Here is a 16,173-nt window from a genome sequence, read left to right on the forward strand (position 1 = left end):
AGATTGGTGATCAGTTGCCGGGATAGGCCGTGCCTGTGCCGAGGAAGCGCTTTGTCGTCTCGCGCGCGGCCTCCTCGGACTGCGCCTTGCGCGCCGCATCCTCGGCCTCAGCGCGGAACTGCGTTGCGAGCAGCGTCTGGATCTGCATCTGCTGCTTGGTCGAAAGCGCAAGGAGCTGGTTAGTGGCCTGACTTGCCTGAAGCGCACCGGCCGCGCCTTGGCTGCGGTTGACGAGATCGGCAAGCAGGTCGCCATCACCGCGAACATTCTCGACGATCTGCGACTGAACACCCATGGTCTGACGGAATGCCTGCATTGCGCTTTGCCAGCGGTCACGTGCGGCGCTCGCCACCTCGCTGACCTTGATCGTGGCGTCGTAGCTTTCCGGATATTGATTACGCCACTGGTCCTGAAGCTTGTTGAGATCAAAGCTCAGGCCACTTGCCTGGTCCATCAGACCGTCGATCCGTTGGAGCGAGCCGGTAAGCTGACCCACGGAAGAAAAATCCAGACTCTGAAGATTGCGTGCCATGTTCTGCAGCACGGTCGCCTGATTCTGGAGCGACTGGATCTGGTTGTTGATCTGCTCCAGCGAGCGCGCCGCCGTGAGCACGTTCTGTGCGTAGTTCGACGGATCGAACACGATGAGCGCGTAGGCCGGCTGTACGTAGTCGGCCATCGGCTTGGCGATCAACGAAAGGGTGATCAGGCCCGAGAGAAAGCGGCGCCGCATCATGACGATTGCTCCTTGGTTGGTTGAGGGAATTGCTGGAGAAGCTCGGCCGCCCAATCCAGGCCGCGGGCGCCGAGGAAGCGAAAGACAAAGCTGTCCTGCCCGTGCTTGGACAGGACCCTGTCGATCAGGCTTTGCGCGGCTGGACCCGAGGCGCCGCAAAGTGCAAGCGCGATGGGGCCGAGCCCGAGCTCGAAGAGACGGTTGCCGCAGCGCGACTGCAAATAGTAGTGCCGCTTCGGCGTGGCCCGGGCGATCAGTTCAATCTGCCGGTCGTTGAGACCGAAGCGCTCATAGGCAGTCCGTGCCTGCGGTTCCACGGCACGATCATTGGGGAGAAAAATGCGCTGTGGGCAGCTCTCGATGATCGCCGGCGCTATTGCAGAGCCGGCGATGTCGGCAAGCGACTGCGTGGCGAAGATCACCGATACGTTCTTCTTTCGCAGCACCTTCAGCCATTCGCGGATGCGGGCAGCAAAAAGCGGATTGTCGAGATAGACCCAGGCCTCATCGAGCATGAGCAGCGTCGGTCGCCCGTCGAACCGCTCCTCAAGGCGATGGAAGAGATAGGTGAGCACAGGCAGCACAGCGCTTTGGCTATGCATCAGCTCCTCGGTCTCGAAGCACTGCACATCCGACAAGGCCAGCCGATCGTCGTCGGCATCGAGCAATCGGCCGAAGGGACCGTCGAGCGTGTAGGGCATTAAGGCGGACTTCAGTGCATTGGACTGAAGCAGGACCGACAGACCGGTCAGCGTGCGCTCCTGCGCCGGCGCGGTGGCGAGGCTGTTGAGCGCCGACCAGATCGCCTCCTTCACCTCCGGCGTGAGGGTGACGTTCTCATGGGCAATCAGGCCGGCGATCCATTCAGCTGCCCAGCTGCGCCTACCCTGATCACCGATATTGCGCAGTGGCTGGAAGGCAAGCGCACCGTCCGAACCCAATACATGATGCTCTCCACCCATGGCGAGCGTTGCCGCGCGCGCCGAATTGCCTTTGTCGAAGACATAGACCTGCGCGCCGGCATAGCGACGAAACTGCAGGGCGATCAGGGCAAGCAGCACCGATTTTCCGGCGCCGCTCGGTCCAACGATCAGCATGTGGCCGACATCTTCGACATGGGAAGAAAGCCGGAACGGAGTCGACCCGCTGGTTTCGGCGATGAGGAGCGGCGGGGCCTCTCGTCCAGTGACTTCAGCCAGATGCTCGTTCGCCGCAGGACCGGCCCACACCGAGGAAAGCGGCATGAGATGGGCAAGGTTCAGCGTGTGAACGAGCGGCTGACGAACGTTGGCATAGACATGACCCGGCAGCGAGCCGAGCCAGGCTTCGACCGCATTGACGCTTTCGCGGATGGTGGTGAACCCGAGCCCATTGATGATGCGCTCGACCGCGCGAAGTTTCTCAGCGGCGGCTTGGCGATCCTCGTCCCATACCGTCACCGTTGCAGTGAGATACCCGAAGCCGACATGATCGCCGCCCAACGCCTGAAGTGCTTCATCGGCGTCGAGCGCCTTATTGTCGGCGTCGCTGTCGACGAGCGGAACGGGTTCGTTGCTTACAACCTCGCGCAGGATTGCGACGATCGATTTGCGCTTGGCAAACCACTGCCGGCGCAAGCGGGTCAGCGTCTTGGTGGCCTCGGTCTTGCCGAGCGGAATGAAGCGCGTCATCCAGCGATAGGCCAAATCCTGATGATTGAGGGCATCGAGGATTCCGGGCCGGGTGAGGTTCGGAAAGCCGAGGATGGTAAGTGTGCGAAGATGTTGCTCACCCAGCATCGGCTCCAAGCCGCCGGTAAGCGGCACATCGACCAGGATGCCGTCCAGATACATTGGCGTTTCCGGCACGGCGACCGGATGGCGGCGGGTCGAGATCGTGTCGTGCAGGTATGTCAGCGTCTCGGCGTCATCGAGTGGACGCACTTCGGGCATGAAGCCCGACAGAAGATCCAGCACACGGTCGGTCTCGTCACGGAACCGCGCCATCTCCTGGCGCCAGTCTCTTTCGCCTTCTGAATGATGCGAGTCGACGAGCGCGCTTTCCGCCCGCGCCTGGGCGTCCGGTGGCGGCATGGACAGCAAGGTCAGGTGATAGCGGCTCTCGAAATGCGCGCCCTTGCCTTCGAAGGCAGCACGCCGTTCTTCATCAACCAGCCATGACGCCGCGTCCGGGAAACGCGAGGACGGATAGCCCAGCGCTTCGATGCGCTCCGCCTCGAAAAACAATGTCCAGCCGGAGCCAAGGCGTCTAAGCGCATTGTTGGCCCGGGCGCAGATGCCGAGGAGTTCGGCTTCGGTCGAGCTTTCCAGATCGGGCCCGCGAAACCGAAGAGTCCGCTGAACGCTGCCGTCCTTGTTGAGCACGATGCCGGGCGCCACCAGTGCTGCCCAGGGCAGATGGTCGGCAAGCCGGTCGGCCTTGCCGCGATATTCCGAAAGGTTCAGCATGCGAGCCATCCCCTCAGGCGAAGGTGACGGACAAGCACGCTGGCAAAGTCGGGATCGCGCCTTGCGGCAAAGACCGCGAGCGTGTGGCCGCCAAGCCAGAGCACTAGCCCGGCAATCCATTGCTGCAAGCCTAGTCCGATGGCCGCAGCCACCGTGCCGTTGAGGATCGCCACCGCCCGCGGCGCGCCGCCCAGCAGGATCGGTTCAGTCAATGCCCGGTGAACGGGAACCTCGAAGCCCTCGATATGTTGCACTCCGGCGGTCATCAGACGAGCGCCCCGCCGCCGAAGGAGAAGAACGAGAGGAAGAAGCTCGATGCGGCGAAGGCGATCGACAGGCCGAAGACGATCTGAATCAGCCGGCGGAAACCGCCGGCAGTATCGCCGAAGGCAAGGGTCAGGCCGGTGGTGATGATGATGATCACCGCGACGATTTTGGCGACCGGTCCCTGCACCGATTCCAGGATCTGCTGCAGCGGCTGTTCCCAAGGCATGCCGGAGCCGGCAGCGTGCGCCGGAACTGTGAGAAGAAACGCGAGCGCGGCAAACGATAGAAAGCGGAGCTTCTTGCGCATAAGGGGGCCTTTCAGAGTTGCTGGAGTTGCGGAGGCGTGAGTGGGGTGACGGCGTAGTCGCCGCTGCCGTCGAGACCTGTGACCTCAGCGATTGCATCGATGCGGCGCGACGAGCCGCGCCCCGCGATGAAGACGATGAGATCGATGGCATTGGCGATGAGGCGGCGCGGCACGGTGACGACAGCTTCCTGTGCAAGCTGCTCGATGCGATAGAGGGCAGAGCGCGCCGAATTGGCATGAACCGTGGCGATGCCGCCGGGGTGCCCGGTGTTCCATGCCTTGAGCATGTCCAGCGCTTCCGCGCCCCTGACTTCACCGACGATGATGCGGTCGGGGCGGAGCCGGAGCGTCGAGCGCACGAGATCGGCGAGTGTGACCGAGCCCCGCCTGGTTCTCAGGGCAACGCAGTCCTTTGCTGCGCATTGCAGTTCGCGGGTGTCCTCGATGAGGATCACTCGCTCGTCGCATTCGGCGACTTCGGCCAGCAGCGCATTGGCAAGCGTCGTCTTACCCGACGACGTGCCTCCGGCGACAAGGATGTTGCGCCGTTCTCGGACTGCCTTTATCAACACATCGGCCTGCAGCGGCAACATGATGCGATCCGCAACATAGTTGGCCAGCGTGTAGAGCTTTGCGGCTGGTTTGCGGATGGCAAAGCAAGGCGCCAGCACGACAGGCGGCAGCAGTCCCTCGAAGCGTTCGCCCGATGGCAATTCGGCGCTGACAATCGGATTGTCCGCATGCGCCTCGGCACGCACGTGGGAAGCGACCAGGCGGATGATGCGTTCCGCCTCGGAAGGATGCATATGCACGGCCGTATCGATTCGGCCTTCTCCCAGCCGGTCGAGCCGCAGCGCACCATCGGGATTGACCATCACCTCGATGACCAATGGATCGGCCAGCGCCTCAGTGATCGTCGGACCCATGGCGGTGCGCAGCATGGCGCGGCGTCGGTGGTCGGCCTCTGGATGAGCGCTCATCCTTCCCCTCCTCCGCCATTGTCTTTGCCAAACGAGCGTTTCCCCGATGCGATCTGGCGACCGACCTGCTCGACGAATTTGTCGAAACGCTCCTGAGCAATCGCCTGCGTCGCCTTGTCCGGAACAGGCGTGTGGGCATGAAGCGTGATCGAAAAGCGGATGAAGAGCGCCAAGCTTTCCAATGTCATGTCGACATCGCGCCTGACGTGACTGAGGTCGCGGGAAAGACGGTCCAGCCTCATGCCATAGCGCCGATCGAGTTCATTCTCGCCACGCCGCTCGATGAAAGCTTCTACGGCCTTCGCGACGACCGCGGATTTTGTGGTCGAGGGATCGCGGCTGAGGTTGTCCAGCTTCTCGCTCAATTCCGGTTCGAGCAGAAACTGGTGACGAATGCGGTGGGGCTTCATGCGCTTGTTCCAACTGGCCGGCGCTGGCGGGCCGGCGGCGGAACAAGCATTATCGAGATGCCCAAAATTGCTTACGGCCGTTATCTACGCTGAGATACGCCCGAGCTGCGGAAAGCGTTCAGAAGCCGGGGACGATATCCTTATCATCGCCCCTTCCCTCGTTGATGCCATAGGCACCTGCGACGGTGGAGATCCGGTCCATGACGCGCTTGTCCGCCATCGCCTCGCTATCATCGTCTGCGGGTCTGGACAGATCGTCCTGGTCCGGTTCCTGGGTGACGGCGGTATGTTCTTCGGGTAGGCCAGGATGGCGCTGCTGCTGAACACCTCCCTCGTCCGCAAGCGCGGCGCCAGCGCTTTCATCGTCAGACGCAAGACGACGGTCGACGCCGCGTACTTGCCCAGTCCAATCGTCCGGCCGCGACATCGGGCAGTCCGCGTAGGGTCCGTCGCGCAACACCGGCGAAGGCAGCACCCGCTCGGTGAAATTGTGATCCTCATAGTATCGCAGCTTTTTGGCCCGGATGGGGGGCAATCCCGAAACCAGCACCAGTTCGTCCGCGGGCGGCAATTGCATCACCTCGCCCGGTGTCAGCAGCGGGCGGGCGGTTTCCTGGCGGCTCACCATGACATGCGAGAGCCAAGGTGCCAGCCGGTGGCCCGCATAGTTGCGCATGGATCTGAGTTCCGTGGCCGTGCCAAGCGCGTCCGAGATTCGCTTGGCCGTGCGCTCATCATTGGAGGAAAAGGCAATTCGCAAATGGCAGTTGTCCAGAATGGCGTTGTTGTCGCCATACGCTTTGGAGATCTGGTTCAACGATTGCGCGATCAAGTAGGCACGAATTCCGTAACCGGCCATAAACGCGAGCGCGGTCTCAAAGAAGTCGAGGCGACCGAGCGCCGGAAACTCATCCAGCATCATCAGCAGTTGATGCTTGCGGCTCTTCTTTGGGTCACCCTCGAGGCGCTCCGTCAGCCGCCTGCCGATCTGGTTCAGGATCAGTCGCACCAGGGGCTTGGTGCGCGAGATGTCCGATGGCGGCACGACCAGATAGAGCGACATCGGCCACTCCGCATCCATCAGATCGGCAATGCGCCAGTCGCAGTCCGATGTTACCGCCGCCACGGTCGGATCACGGTAGAGGCCGAGAAAAGACATGGCGGTCGAGAGGACGCCTGAACGTTCGTTCTCCGATTTGTTCAACACCTCTCGTGCCGCCGAGGCCACGACGGGATGGACCTGAGGCTTATTGGCCGCGCCGAGATGGTTGGTCGTCATCATTCGCCGCAAAGTCGCGGCAAACGAGCGTTGCGGGTCCGAGAGAAAGGTCGCGACGCGGGCAAGAGTCTTTTCCTCTTCGGCGTAGAGCACGTGCAAGATAGCGCCGACCAGGAGTGAATGACTGGTCTTCTCCCAATGATTCCGCCGCTCCAGCGCGCCTTCCGGATCGACTAGAATGTCGGCGATGTTTTGGACATCGCGAATCTCGTCCGAACCTCTGCGTACCTCCAGCAGCGGGTTGTAGCGGGCCGATCGCGGATCAGTCGGATTGAACAAAAGGCAATGCGAGAACCTCGACCGCCAGCCGGAGCTCAGCTGCCAGTTCTCGCCTTTGATGTCGTGAATGACGGCCGAGCCGGACCAGGAGAGAAGGGTTGGGACAACCAGTCCGACGCCCTTGCCGGAACGTGTCGGCGCAAAGGCCATGACGTGCTCAGGCCCGTCATGACGCAGATACCGGTCCTTCAGTTTGCCGAGGAAGACGCCTGCCGGCTGAAACAGCCCTGCTTTCTCGATCTCCCGCGTCGCCGCCCATCGAGAGGAGCCATAGGTGGTGACCAAGCCGCGCTGGCGCGCGCGCCAGAGGGAACCAGCGATCGCAGCGGCACAGCCCATGAATCCACTGGTGCCCGCAAGCATGCCCGCCTTGTCGAATACCTCGGGCGCATAGGCATCGAATTGGAACCACCATTCCAACAGTTTCCACGGCTCGTAGATCGGCCAGCCAGCCGCGACAAACCATGGCGCGCCGAGTTGTTCCTGAAAGGCTAGCATATGAGCGCACCATTGCGTGGCAGCCCACACGCCGAGGAGAACGATGGCGAACACAATGGCGATCTGCCCAATCAGAAGCTTCGTGGGCGTCACTGGCTTGCTCCGCTGTTCTGGAGAGATGGATCGAGCATCGCCCGGGACGGCCGGAACAGGAATGCGCCCTATGTACGACTTGGTGCGATGAGAGGCTGTTTGGCGCGCCGTTGCTCACCTTCGAGGTGTATCAATATTCGCGCATTCCCGAGGACTGCTAAGTCGGAGGGGACTCATATCGGTCGTGCCTATCGTGAGCACGTGGTCGGCGAGCTGGCGGTGGCGTGCGGGCAAGCCGCTGAGGAAATTCCGAACATCGAGTCCGGTCTGAGGTATAACAAGCCTATCGAGATCGGATCGCGAGGTAGCCCTGCCCGCCATGGGAATTCCTCAGGCGAGTACCGACATATTGGGCGCTGCCTTATAAGTGGAAGGCGCCTTCCCGTTGCCTCTATCGCAGATAAGTTACCTTCCGGCCTTCGCGCTGGGTTTCCCAGCTGGACTGCGTTTCAGTCTCAATTCGCTGTGCTTCTTGTGAGCCAGACACCATTTCTCGGACGGTGAATTGACGACATTCATTGTCCGACAAGCCCTCGCCGGCGATCTGTTGGGCAGAGGCGGCTATCACCCCGGCCGTGGCACATTCGCGCGCTGCAGAACCTCGATGAGCCGCCGGCTCAAACGCCCAGGCGGATGCAAAGATCCACAGATGCGTTCCGCCAGCCCTAGTTGCCAAGCATATGACCGGCATTTCGCAACGCGCCTAGGAAGAGGCCGGCATGGTGAGTGACATCGATTTTGGCCTGCATTGACACCGGCATGCTGGTCCAATTCTCCAACGGTGCAATGAAGCGGGAGAAGGTATCGTCGACGACGCAGTAGCGGCTAATAAGGCCTTGTCTGTCCAACGCCAGCACACCAATCTGCCCGCCTCGATATCGGATGGCTGCGAGCCGTTGGACCTCGGCGTCATCATCGATCCGCACATCGAAAAGCAGGTTTCCGCGGCTCCTGGCGGCTATCTCCGCCGCTTTGTCATTGAAGCTCAAGCAGAGTGAGCGGACGCTTTCCACTGCCATCTGGAAAACCAACAAATCCAGTTCATTCACGGCCATGTGGGCAGTTGAGCCAATAAATGGATGATTGCAATGTCGCACAAGGCTTGTTCACAGGTGTCGGCGACTGATCGTTCGTGGCTTTCTGTCCGCTGCCGGCGATGGAATATTTGAAGGACGGCGGGTCCCGTATTTCCTGTCGCGTTGGCAACCGCGGCGGCCACCTGCCGGGCGGCAGCGGCAGAGATAATGTCATAGACAGGTGGAAGCGTGGGCTTTCTGCCCTTCAATAGTTCCCTGACCCTACAGATTTGCACGCGCGGCCGCAGCTTGCCGCCCGCCTCAACGGATTTGGCTTCTCTGGCAGCACGTTCCATTGCTGCGGTCGCCTTGTTGAGCGTCACCAGAACGCCAAGCTTCGTGGCTGGCAAGATCGCCAACTCGCTCAAGCTCACGACCTCTATTCGATGGACGGGCACGGCCGTGCATCGCCGCGACAGGGGACAACATCGTCGTGACCGACGCTCAAGCCCTATATCGTGTCGGCGCGATCGCTCACCAGGAACGGCGAGATCGCCGTGGAGGGCAAGCCCTTCCACATCGTGGCCGTCGGCGGGAGCGGCAAGATCCACGATCAAGCAGCTGAGAAAGATCACGCATATAGCCACGATCCCGCGGTCCAGCCGATCTACATTTGAGGACGACCAGATCAAGCAGCGCGCCCTGTCGAATTTGGGTCCGGGATTGGCAGTTGGTCTATCCCTTCCTGACGATGGAACGCTCGATCCAGTCATCGCTTATAAGGCGGAGAGCGGCGACCAGAGCGCAGATGAGTACGCGCCTACTACGAGATCGGCTATCGCACCAATTCGAGCGGATCATGATCGATGGCGACACCGTGGCTTTCTTCGAGGGCGGGAAGCCGCTTGAGGCCTGCTACGCCGGCGACGGCTGTGAAATCCTGACCTCGAAGAAAGGAAACCGCATGGGCGTCAAATTTCGCTTCGGCATCGCCTTGGCCTCCTCACACTTGGTTGGCTGACTCAGCGGGCAACCCGGTCGAGAAAAGCGTCGAATGCGGCAGCGACAACGCGCATCGCAAAGCGGTGCTGCTGCCGTACGCGGACAAAACCCTTTTCGATGTCCACAATCCCGTCCTTGGCAAGCATCGCCAAGCGTTCAGCTGAATCGAGAAAATGGATCGGATCAGATCCGTGGGCGGCACAGATTGCCGGCACATCGGCCTCGAGATCGCACATTAGTCGCTCGATGATTGCGGCACGCGCGCGGTCTTCGTCGGTGAGACGGTAGCCCTTTGACGTCGCCAGACGGCCAGCTGCGATGTGCCGGCAGTAGGAATCCCGTGTAACCTCGTTCTGGACGTAGCCCTCGCCGACACGCCCGATAGCCGACGCGCCGAAACCGATCAGGGTTTTGCAGGTGTCGGCCGAGTAGCCTAGCGAGTTGCGCCGCAGGCGACCGGTTTTCTGTGCCAGCGCGAGATCGTCGTCCGGCAAGGCGAAATGGTCGAGCCCGATCTCTCGGTAGCCGGCGGCAATCAGCGTCACGGCAATGGCCGCATCCTGTTCGGCGCGGGCAGCGCTGCCCGGAAGCGATGCCTCCTCGATGAGGCGCTGATTCTTAATAAAGGACGGAATGTGCGAGTAGCCGAACACCGCAAGCCGGTTGGGGCGCATGGCGACCGCCGCCCTCGTGGTCTCGACGCAAGACTGCACCGTTTGATGCGGGAGACCAAAGATGAGGTCGAAGTTGATGCTTGTCACTCCATGCCGACGCAGCATTTCGACGGCAGCCGCCGTCTGCGCCTCACTCTGGACCCGGTTGATCGCTTTTTGAACAATGGGATCGAAGCTCTGCACGCCGAGGCTCGCGCGGTTCACGCCGGCTGCTTGCAAGGCTTCGGCCATATCGGCCGTGAACGTGCGTGGATCGATCTCGACGGCGATCGTAGCTGTTTCCGCAAGCGCAAAGTGGCGGCGCAGGAATTCCGTCAGGGCGAGGAACTCAACTGGCCCCATGAGAGTTGGCGTTCCGCCGCCGAAATGCACATCGCTCACGGGCAGCGCCTGCGGCGCGTGCTCCGAGACCAAACGTATCTCGTCACGCAGCGCCGCCAGATAATTAACGATCGGCGCATCAAGGCGGGTGATGGTGGTGGGGAAGCCGCAATACCAGCACTTTGATCGGCAGAACGGAACGTGCAAGTAGAGTGACGCCGGATCGTTAGCCGGTAGGTTCCTGAGCCATTCCTCATAAGCGTCGGCGCCGACCGCCCCAGAGAACTCCGCGACAGTCGGATATATGGTGTACCAAGGCAGGCGGGCTTCGCGATGTTTTGTGGTCTGCAACAGTTACCGTCCCATGTCGTTGCCTTCCATCCTTACCACTGCGCTCTCCTGTGTCTTTGCGCTATATCAGTCCGGTCCGCTTTGGACCCGATTATTTCGCAGCGATAGCCCCATTCAGCCTTGGCTGGACAGCGATGGTATGAGCACGCGCTGGTCAGCGACAAGCGCCATGGGTTTCCCGTCGAGACTTTCCCGCACGCCGTTTGGTGTTACTATCCTATCCTATCCTCTCCCTTCAGCGTCCGATGGAACGCAGCATGCCGCATCCGACCAGTCGATTCGGCGTTGGGACCAGACTTTTGCTCGCCGGCTGGTGCGTAAGACGGCGTCACGTAGCGATACCTGGCATCTCGATGAGTTCGTCGTATTAATTGCCGGCACGAGGCTTTGGCCGTGGCGCACCGTCTGTCAGAGCGGGAATTGTGCTCGAGGAGACCGTCCGGGTCCGCCCCTGCCAAGGCTGCAAGCCTGATGAACCAATTTAGAAAGTAGCGCTACGCCAGGCGCATGATCACCGACAAATCGCGCTCCTGTGGCCCGGCAAAGCGCCGGAGTGAAGCGCAACTCAAGCATCGCTCGCAGCTGACAATCGAGCGAATTCGCATGTGCTTCCGTAAAAACAAAAATGGCCCATGCACGGCTTCCGTCGAGGCTCAAAACAAACAAAGGCTATCGCCATTGAACGATACTGTCGCGAAGCGAACAGACGAACCATGTCCGAAACACTTGCTTTTCGTGCTCAGCTTGACCCTCAGAGCAAAAAAGGAAACGCAAACCAAGGTCCGACGGCAAACTTGAGTGTCAATCGTAGCTTGGTCGTGAGGTTGGCACGTCACTTGCAGGGTGATTTTCGAAGCCGTTGTGACGGTACGCCCGCAGCTATCGGAGATAATCATGGCGATCGATTCTGAAGTGTTTGATTCCTCCCCGGGCATTTCAAGCAAGTGATATGAGAACAACAACTTATCGTGTTGAAGTATGATTCAGATTCATCGCCCCTGTGGTTGAATAATTATTATGATCCGTGTGTCACACTGCGATAGGCGCAGCGCGATGTGCATCGTTTTCGATTGTGGGGACAGGAAGGGCTGGCTCGTTCTTTGACGCCCCCTTCTTCAATATTTGAACGGAGATCAAGAATGAACATCAGGAGCCTCCTGCTCGGCTCAGCTGCGGCCCTGATCGCCGTTTCCTGTGCCCGAGCCGCCGACGCCATCGTCCTGGCCGAGCCTGAGCCCGTTGAATACGTCAAGATCTGCGACGTTTACGGCGCTGGTTACTACTACATCCCCGGCACCGAGACCTGCCTGCGCATCGGCGGCTATATCCGTTACGACATCGGCCTCGGCGATGTCGTATCGTATGACAAAGCTAGAACCACGAATGTGAAGACTGGCGAGGCCCAGGGCATATGGCAAAACCACACGCGTTTCACATTCAAAACTTGGACCGGGCAAGAGACCGAACTCGGTACATTGCAGACCTACGTCGAGACCCGCATGCACTACGGCAAGCACACCGCCTATTCCGGTTCGGACAGTCCTCGATACTATGCCTTCAGCCAAGGCATCACGTTGACTTTCGCCTGGGTTCAGCTTGGTGGCCTCCGAGTTGGCAAGGACTGGTCCGCCTTCGACATGTTTATTGGCTACGCGGGCGACGTGCTCAATCAGATGCTTATCCCGTACGGCGCCTTCGATACTAATGTGGTTCAGTACTACTTTGACGCCGGTAACGGCTTTTCGGCTGTGGTTTCACTCGAAGAAGGCTCGGGCCTGGTCGGCACCATCGACAGCTACGTTCCGCACCTAGTCGGCGGAGTGAAATACACACAACACTTGGGCGCGATCACCGGCGTTGTCGCTTATGATAGCAACTACGAATCGGTCGCCGGCAAGGTCCGCATCGACGTCGATGTTACCGACCAACTCTCGCTATTCGGAATGTTCGGCTACGGCTCCAGCGGCAAGCTCAACGATGACGTCACTAACGCAATCGACGCTCATGGTCGCGGGTTCTACAAAAGTTGGGGCGGTAACTGGGCTTTCTGGGCCGGCGCCACTTACAAGCTCAATGAGACAACTTCGTTGAATCTTCAGCTCTCGGGTGATCAGCTCAGGAACTATGGTGTCGCTGCAAACGTTGCCTATGCGTTTCTTGCAGATTTCACAATTACAGCCGAGCTCGACTATGACCGCTACGGCGACTTCGCCGTCGGCAAGGTCGACCCTTCCATTAGCTGGGCTAATGCCAACAAAAAGAGCAGTGTCGGCGGCATCCTCCGTTTCGAACGTTCATTCTAACGGGAGGAAGAGCTTCATCTCGGTGGCCTCAGGCGGCAAAGACGATTATGCGGGGGACCTGCCACGCCTGCGGCAGATAAGCCCTGACACGTTTGCAATCGGATACAGCTGCGATTAGGGCGCGGCCGATGCCCCGCTTGCCGGGATGTGACAGCTGGTAAAGCGTTGCGGCAGGTTTGCTGGCGGGTCCCGGCGCTTGCGCTGACGCGTGCGGCGCAGTCCGGCGACACGGTGGAGGCCGCCGGCAGATGGGTGGGCGCGTGATCGCCGAAGCAATCGCCGAACCCGCCCAGTATCCCAGCTTCGATAACGACTGAATCGGCGGCGACTCAATGCAACCTTGGCTTCCGGAGACCGCGCTGCCCGCCGCCGGCCTGACCGCGCTCGCCGCGCAGGATGCTTCGGACAAGCAAATCACCTGCGTCAAGGCGCCCTTCAAGTCGCTGATCGACCATGTCTTTATCTCGCCCAATCTCGTGCCGTGCGGCCACGATTTCATGATCCTCGCGCTCGACCGAACCATCGAGCGGTTCCTGGAAGTGTCCGATCATCGCCCGGTCCTCTTGCGACTGGCCGGGCCTATCGGTGAGCGTTAGATCCAGAACGAGGTTACACGGGATTCCTACAGCCCGCACATCGCAGCTGGCCGCCTGGCAAGTCAAAGGGCAACCGTCTTACCGACGAAGACCGCGGCGAGCCGCAATCGTCGAGCGAGGACGAAATAGTGGACAGCGAAGGGTTTTATCCGCATGCGGCAGGAGGATCGCTTTGTGGTTAGCGCTATTGCTGCGTATTCGATGCTTTTCTCGACCGGGTTTGCCCGTAGGCACAGCCAAGCAGCGTGAGGGGGGCCAAATGGATAACCAATCGTCGCTAAACGGCATGCTCCAGCAAATAACGGCAAGGCGGTAGCGGCGCGCTTGAGCCCCGGTTGAAGTGCTTGGAGTTTTTTCCGAATGCGCGAGCGTTGCGACTAATGAAGGCGTCACATCATTCGACGGTGACTGATTTTGCCAGGTTGCGTGGCTGGTCGAGATCTGTGCCCATGAAGAGCGCCGTGTGGTACGCAAGAAGCTGTATCGGCAGCGAGAAGATCATCGGCGCGATAATCTCGTCGGTGGCCGGCAGCACGATCGTGTGCATCGTATCGAGTTTCGATGCGGCTGCCCCTTTTCCATCGGTGATGAGGATAATGCGCCCTCCGCGGGCAGCCACTTCCTGCATGTTGGAGAGGGTCTTGTCGAAAAAGCGATCATGTGGCGCGATGACGATCACTGGCATGTTCTCGTCTATCAATGCGATAGGACCGTGCTTCAATTCACCCGCCGCATAGCCTTCGGCGTGGATGTAGGAAATCTCCTTGAGCTTCAGCGCACCCTCCATCGCCAGTGGGAAATTTGTGCCACGGCCGAGATAAAGGACATGATGACACTTTGACAGTTCGCGCGACAGAAGCTCAATCTCCGGCTGGATGCTGTCCAGTACCTGCCTCATGAGGCGCGGCATTTCGGCGAGGCTCTCGACGAGCGCCTGCACCTCATCTTCGGTCACGGTTCCGCGGGCCTTGGCTGCGTGGATGGCGAGTGCGGCAAGAGCGGCTAGCTGGCAGGTGAAGGCCTTGGTGGAGGCGACGCCGATCTCTGGGCCGGCAAGGATCGGAAAGACCACATCGGCCTCCCGAGCCATGGTCGATTCGCGCGCATTGACGACAGCGCCAATTTTCAGCCCAAGCTGCTTGCAGTACCTCAGCGATGCCAGCGTATCGGCGGTTTCGCCCGACTGTGAAATGAACAGAGCCGCAGACTGCGGCGACAACGGAATCTCGCGATAGCGGAATTCGGATGCAACATCTATTTCGACCGGCAGGCGCGCATAGCGCTCGAACCAGTATTTTCCGATCAGCCCGGCGAGATATGCGGTGCCGCAGGCAGAGATCGCCAAGCTCGGGATCTTGGCGAAGTCGATGCCAAAAACCGCATCGGCACCATTTTCGATGAAATTGATATAATGACCGAGCGCATCGGCGATGACCTCGGGCTGCTCGAGGATTTCCTTCTCCATGAAGTGGCGATGGCTGCCCTTGTTGGCCAGAGTGGCCACGGCCACGGAGGTCTGGCGCGGACGCGCGACGGGGTGGCCGTCGTAATCAAAGATATCAGCGCCCGTCCTGCCGACAACGGCCCAGTCACCGTCAATGAGATAGGTGATTTCATTCGTGAATGGAGCAAGCGCGATCGCGTCGGAGCCCAGGAACATCTCGCCGTCGCCGTGACCGATCGCCAGCGGTGGTCCATTGCGCGCCGCAATGATGGTCGACGGATCATCCTCAAAGAGGATGGCAAGCGCGTAGGCACCCCTGACGCTTTTCAGCATGGCATGCACCGCCTCACCACGCCTCATGCCCTCCCGGCGGTGCCTTGCCAAGAGATGCGCAAGGACCTCAGTGTCGGTGTCGGTCTGGAACTCGGCTCCCGTCGCCGCCAATTCGTCCTTCAGTTCGGCGAAATTCTCGATGATGCCGTTATGGACGACGGCCACACCATCCGTGAAGTGCGGGTGTGCATTGCGTTCCGTCGGTGGCCCATGGGTTGCCCAGCGGGTGTGGGCGATGCCGATGGTACCACCCAGCGGCTCTTCCTTGAGCCTCCTCTCGAGATTGACGAGCTTGCCCTCCGCGCGCCGGCGGTGCAAGGTGCCCTCGGTGATCGTCGCAATGCCGGCCGAGTCATAGCCGCGGTATTCCAGACGCTTCAATGCGTCGACCAGGCGTTCCGACACCGGCTGTTGCCCAACGATGCCAACAATTCCGCACATGTTCTTCTCCGAATTCTTCCCGGCAGCCTTAGCCGACGCAGACGAGGGACGCCGCCCGGCATGCGCTCAGTTAGATTCTTCTAATAGAATCCAGTCAGTTCGGTAAAATTGATTGTTGGGATAGCCAGCATCCACGCCATGGATGAACTAAACCTCAGTCCAATGCGGGTGATGTGAACCGGGGCGTACGCTTCCGCCTTCAACGGGCTGCGCATATCATGGCCGGCGCCCTCACCTGCGTTAATAGCATGCAAGCCGGCCGGAGGAGACGGGGAATACTTGGGCCGAGTGCGAATGGGTAGTCCCAGCGCACTCTTTGATCTCGCCGTTCAATTGTGCGGACGCTGCTTCATGCATCATTCCTCGGTTTGCTTCTCCAGGCCGGACGCAATGACT

General features: G+C 60.3%; 14 protein-coding genes. 3 read left to right on the plus strand and 11 right to left on the minus strand.

Annotated elements, in window-relative coordinates; all coding sequences use genetic code 11:
- Positions 1–10: 10 nt before the first annotated feature.
- From trbJ to A3AU_RS1000000139625, 9 genes are all read right to left on the minus strand, one after another.
- The gene (gene trbJ / locus A3AU_RS0130700; protein WP_027056299.1) at positions 11–736 is read right to left on the minus strand and encodes a P-type conjugative transfer protein TrbJ; all 726 of its coding nucleotides are present in this window, start codon (positions 734–736) and stop codon (positions 11–13) included.
- Positions 733–3,183 (minus strand): conjugal transfer protein TrbE, encoded by a 2,451-nt coding sequence (gene trbE, locus A3AU_RS0130705; protein ID WP_027056300.1) that lies wholly within the window; start codon positions 3,181–3,183, stop codon positions 733–735. The genes trbJ and trbE overlap by 4 nt, the downstream gene beginning before the upstream one ends.
- Positions 3,177–3,449, minus strand: a complete 273-nt coding sequence (locus tag A3AU_RS0130710) for a VirB3 family type IV secretion system protein (protein WP_027033451.1) — start codon at positions 3,447–3,449, stop codon at positions 3,177–3,179. Before A3AU_RS0130710 ends, trbE begins: the two co-directional genes overlap by 7 nt.
- Positions 3,449–3,757 carry a TrbC/VirB2 family type IV secretion system protein gene (locus A3AU_RS0130715; RefSeq protein WP_010914020.1) on the minus strand — a complete coding sequence of 103 codons (309 nt, stop codon included), beginning with the start codon at positions 3,755–3,757 and terminating at the stop codon, positions 3,449–3,451. The genes A3AU_RS0130710 and A3AU_RS0130715 overlap by 1 nt, the downstream gene beginning before the upstream one ends.
- A gap of 11 nt (positions 3,758–3,768) precedes the next feature.
- Positions 3,769–4,737 (minus strand): P-type conjugative transfer ATPase TrbB, encoded by a 969-nt coding sequence (trbB, locus tag A3AU_RS0130720; RefSeq protein WP_027056301.1) that lies wholly within the window; start codon positions 4,735–4,737, stop codon positions 3,769–3,771.
- Entirely contained in the window at positions 4,734–5,147 is a 414-nt protein-coding gene (locus A3AU_RS0130725) for a hypothetical protein (RefSeq protein WP_006329210.1), read from the minus strand. The genes trbB and A3AU_RS0130725 overlap by 4 nt, the downstream gene beginning before the upstream one ends.
- A 118-nt stretch (positions 5,148–5,265) precedes the next feature.
- Positions 5,266–7,296: a conjugal transfer protein TraG gene (locus A3AU_RS0130730; protein WP_027056302.1), complete on the minus strand. Its 2,031-nt coding sequence runs from the start codon at positions 7,294–7,296 to the stop codon at positions 5,266–5,268.
- Between the two features lie 665 nt (positions 7,297–7,961).
- Positions 7,962–8,351, minus strand: a complete 390-nt coding sequence (locus tag A3AU_RS0130735; RefSeq protein WP_027056303.1) for a hypothetical protein — start codon at positions 8,349–8,351, stop codon at positions 7,962–7,964.
- Entirely contained in the window at positions 8,342–8,740 is a 399-nt protein-coding gene (locus A3AU_RS1000000139625) for a hypothetical protein (protein ID WP_167335254.1), read from the minus strand. The genes A3AU_RS0130735 and A3AU_RS1000000139625 overlap by 10 nt, the downstream gene beginning before the upstream one ends.
- A 323-nt stretch (positions 8,741–9,063) precedes the next feature.
- Between A3AU_RS1000000139625 and A3AU_RS1000000140590 the strand changes: the two genes are divergently transcribed.
- Complete coding sequence (locus A3AU_RS1000000140590) at positions 9,064–9,333, plus strand: ZinT/AdcA family metal-binding protein (RefSeq protein ID WP_272481104.1); 270 nt, start codon at positions 9,064–9,066, stop codon at positions 9,331–9,333.
- A 1-nt stretch (position 9,334) separates the two neighbouring features.
- Here A3AU_RS1000000140590 and hemN read toward each other — a convergent pair whose 3' ends face one another.
- Complete coding sequence (gene hemN / locus A3AU_RS0130755) at positions 9,335–10,660, minus strand: oxygen-independent coproporphyrinogen III oxidase (protein WP_027056305.1); 1,326 nt, start codon at positions 10,658–10,660, stop codon at positions 9,335–9,337.
- Between the two features lie 1,139 nt (positions 10,661–11,799).
- Between hemN and A3AU_RS0130760 the strand changes: the two genes are divergently transcribed.
- Positions 11,800–12,963 carry a porin gene (locus A3AU_RS0130760; RefSeq protein ID WP_027056306.1) on the plus strand — a complete coding sequence of 388 codons (1,164 nt, stop codon included), beginning with the start codon at positions 11,800–11,802 and terminating at the stop codon, positions 12,961–12,963.
- Positions 12,964–13,295: 332 nt separating this feature from the next.
- On the plus strand, positions 13,296–13,559 hold the full coding sequence (locus tag A3AU_RS1000000139290) for a hypothetical protein (protein ID WP_027056307.1): 264 nt from the start codon (positions 13,296–13,298) through the stop codon (positions 13,557–13,559).
- Between the two features lie 394 nt (positions 13,560–13,953).
- Here the strand turns inward: A3AU_RS1000000139290 and glmS are convergent, their stop codons facing one another.
- On the minus strand, positions 13,954–15,777 hold the full coding sequence (glmS, locus tag A3AU_RS0130770) for a glutamine--fructose-6-phosphate transaminase (isomerizing) (protein ID WP_027056308.1): 1,824 nt from the start codon (positions 15,775–15,777) through the stop codon (positions 13,954–13,956).
- Between the last annotated feature and the right edge of the window lie 396 nt (positions 15,778–16,173).

The sequence above is a fragment of the Mesorhizobium erdmanii USDA 3471 genome, from assembly GCF_000472705.1.
Lineage (GTDB): Bacteria > Pseudomonadota > Alphaproteobacteria > Rhizobiales > Rhizobiaceae > Mesorhizobium > Mesorhizobium erdmanii.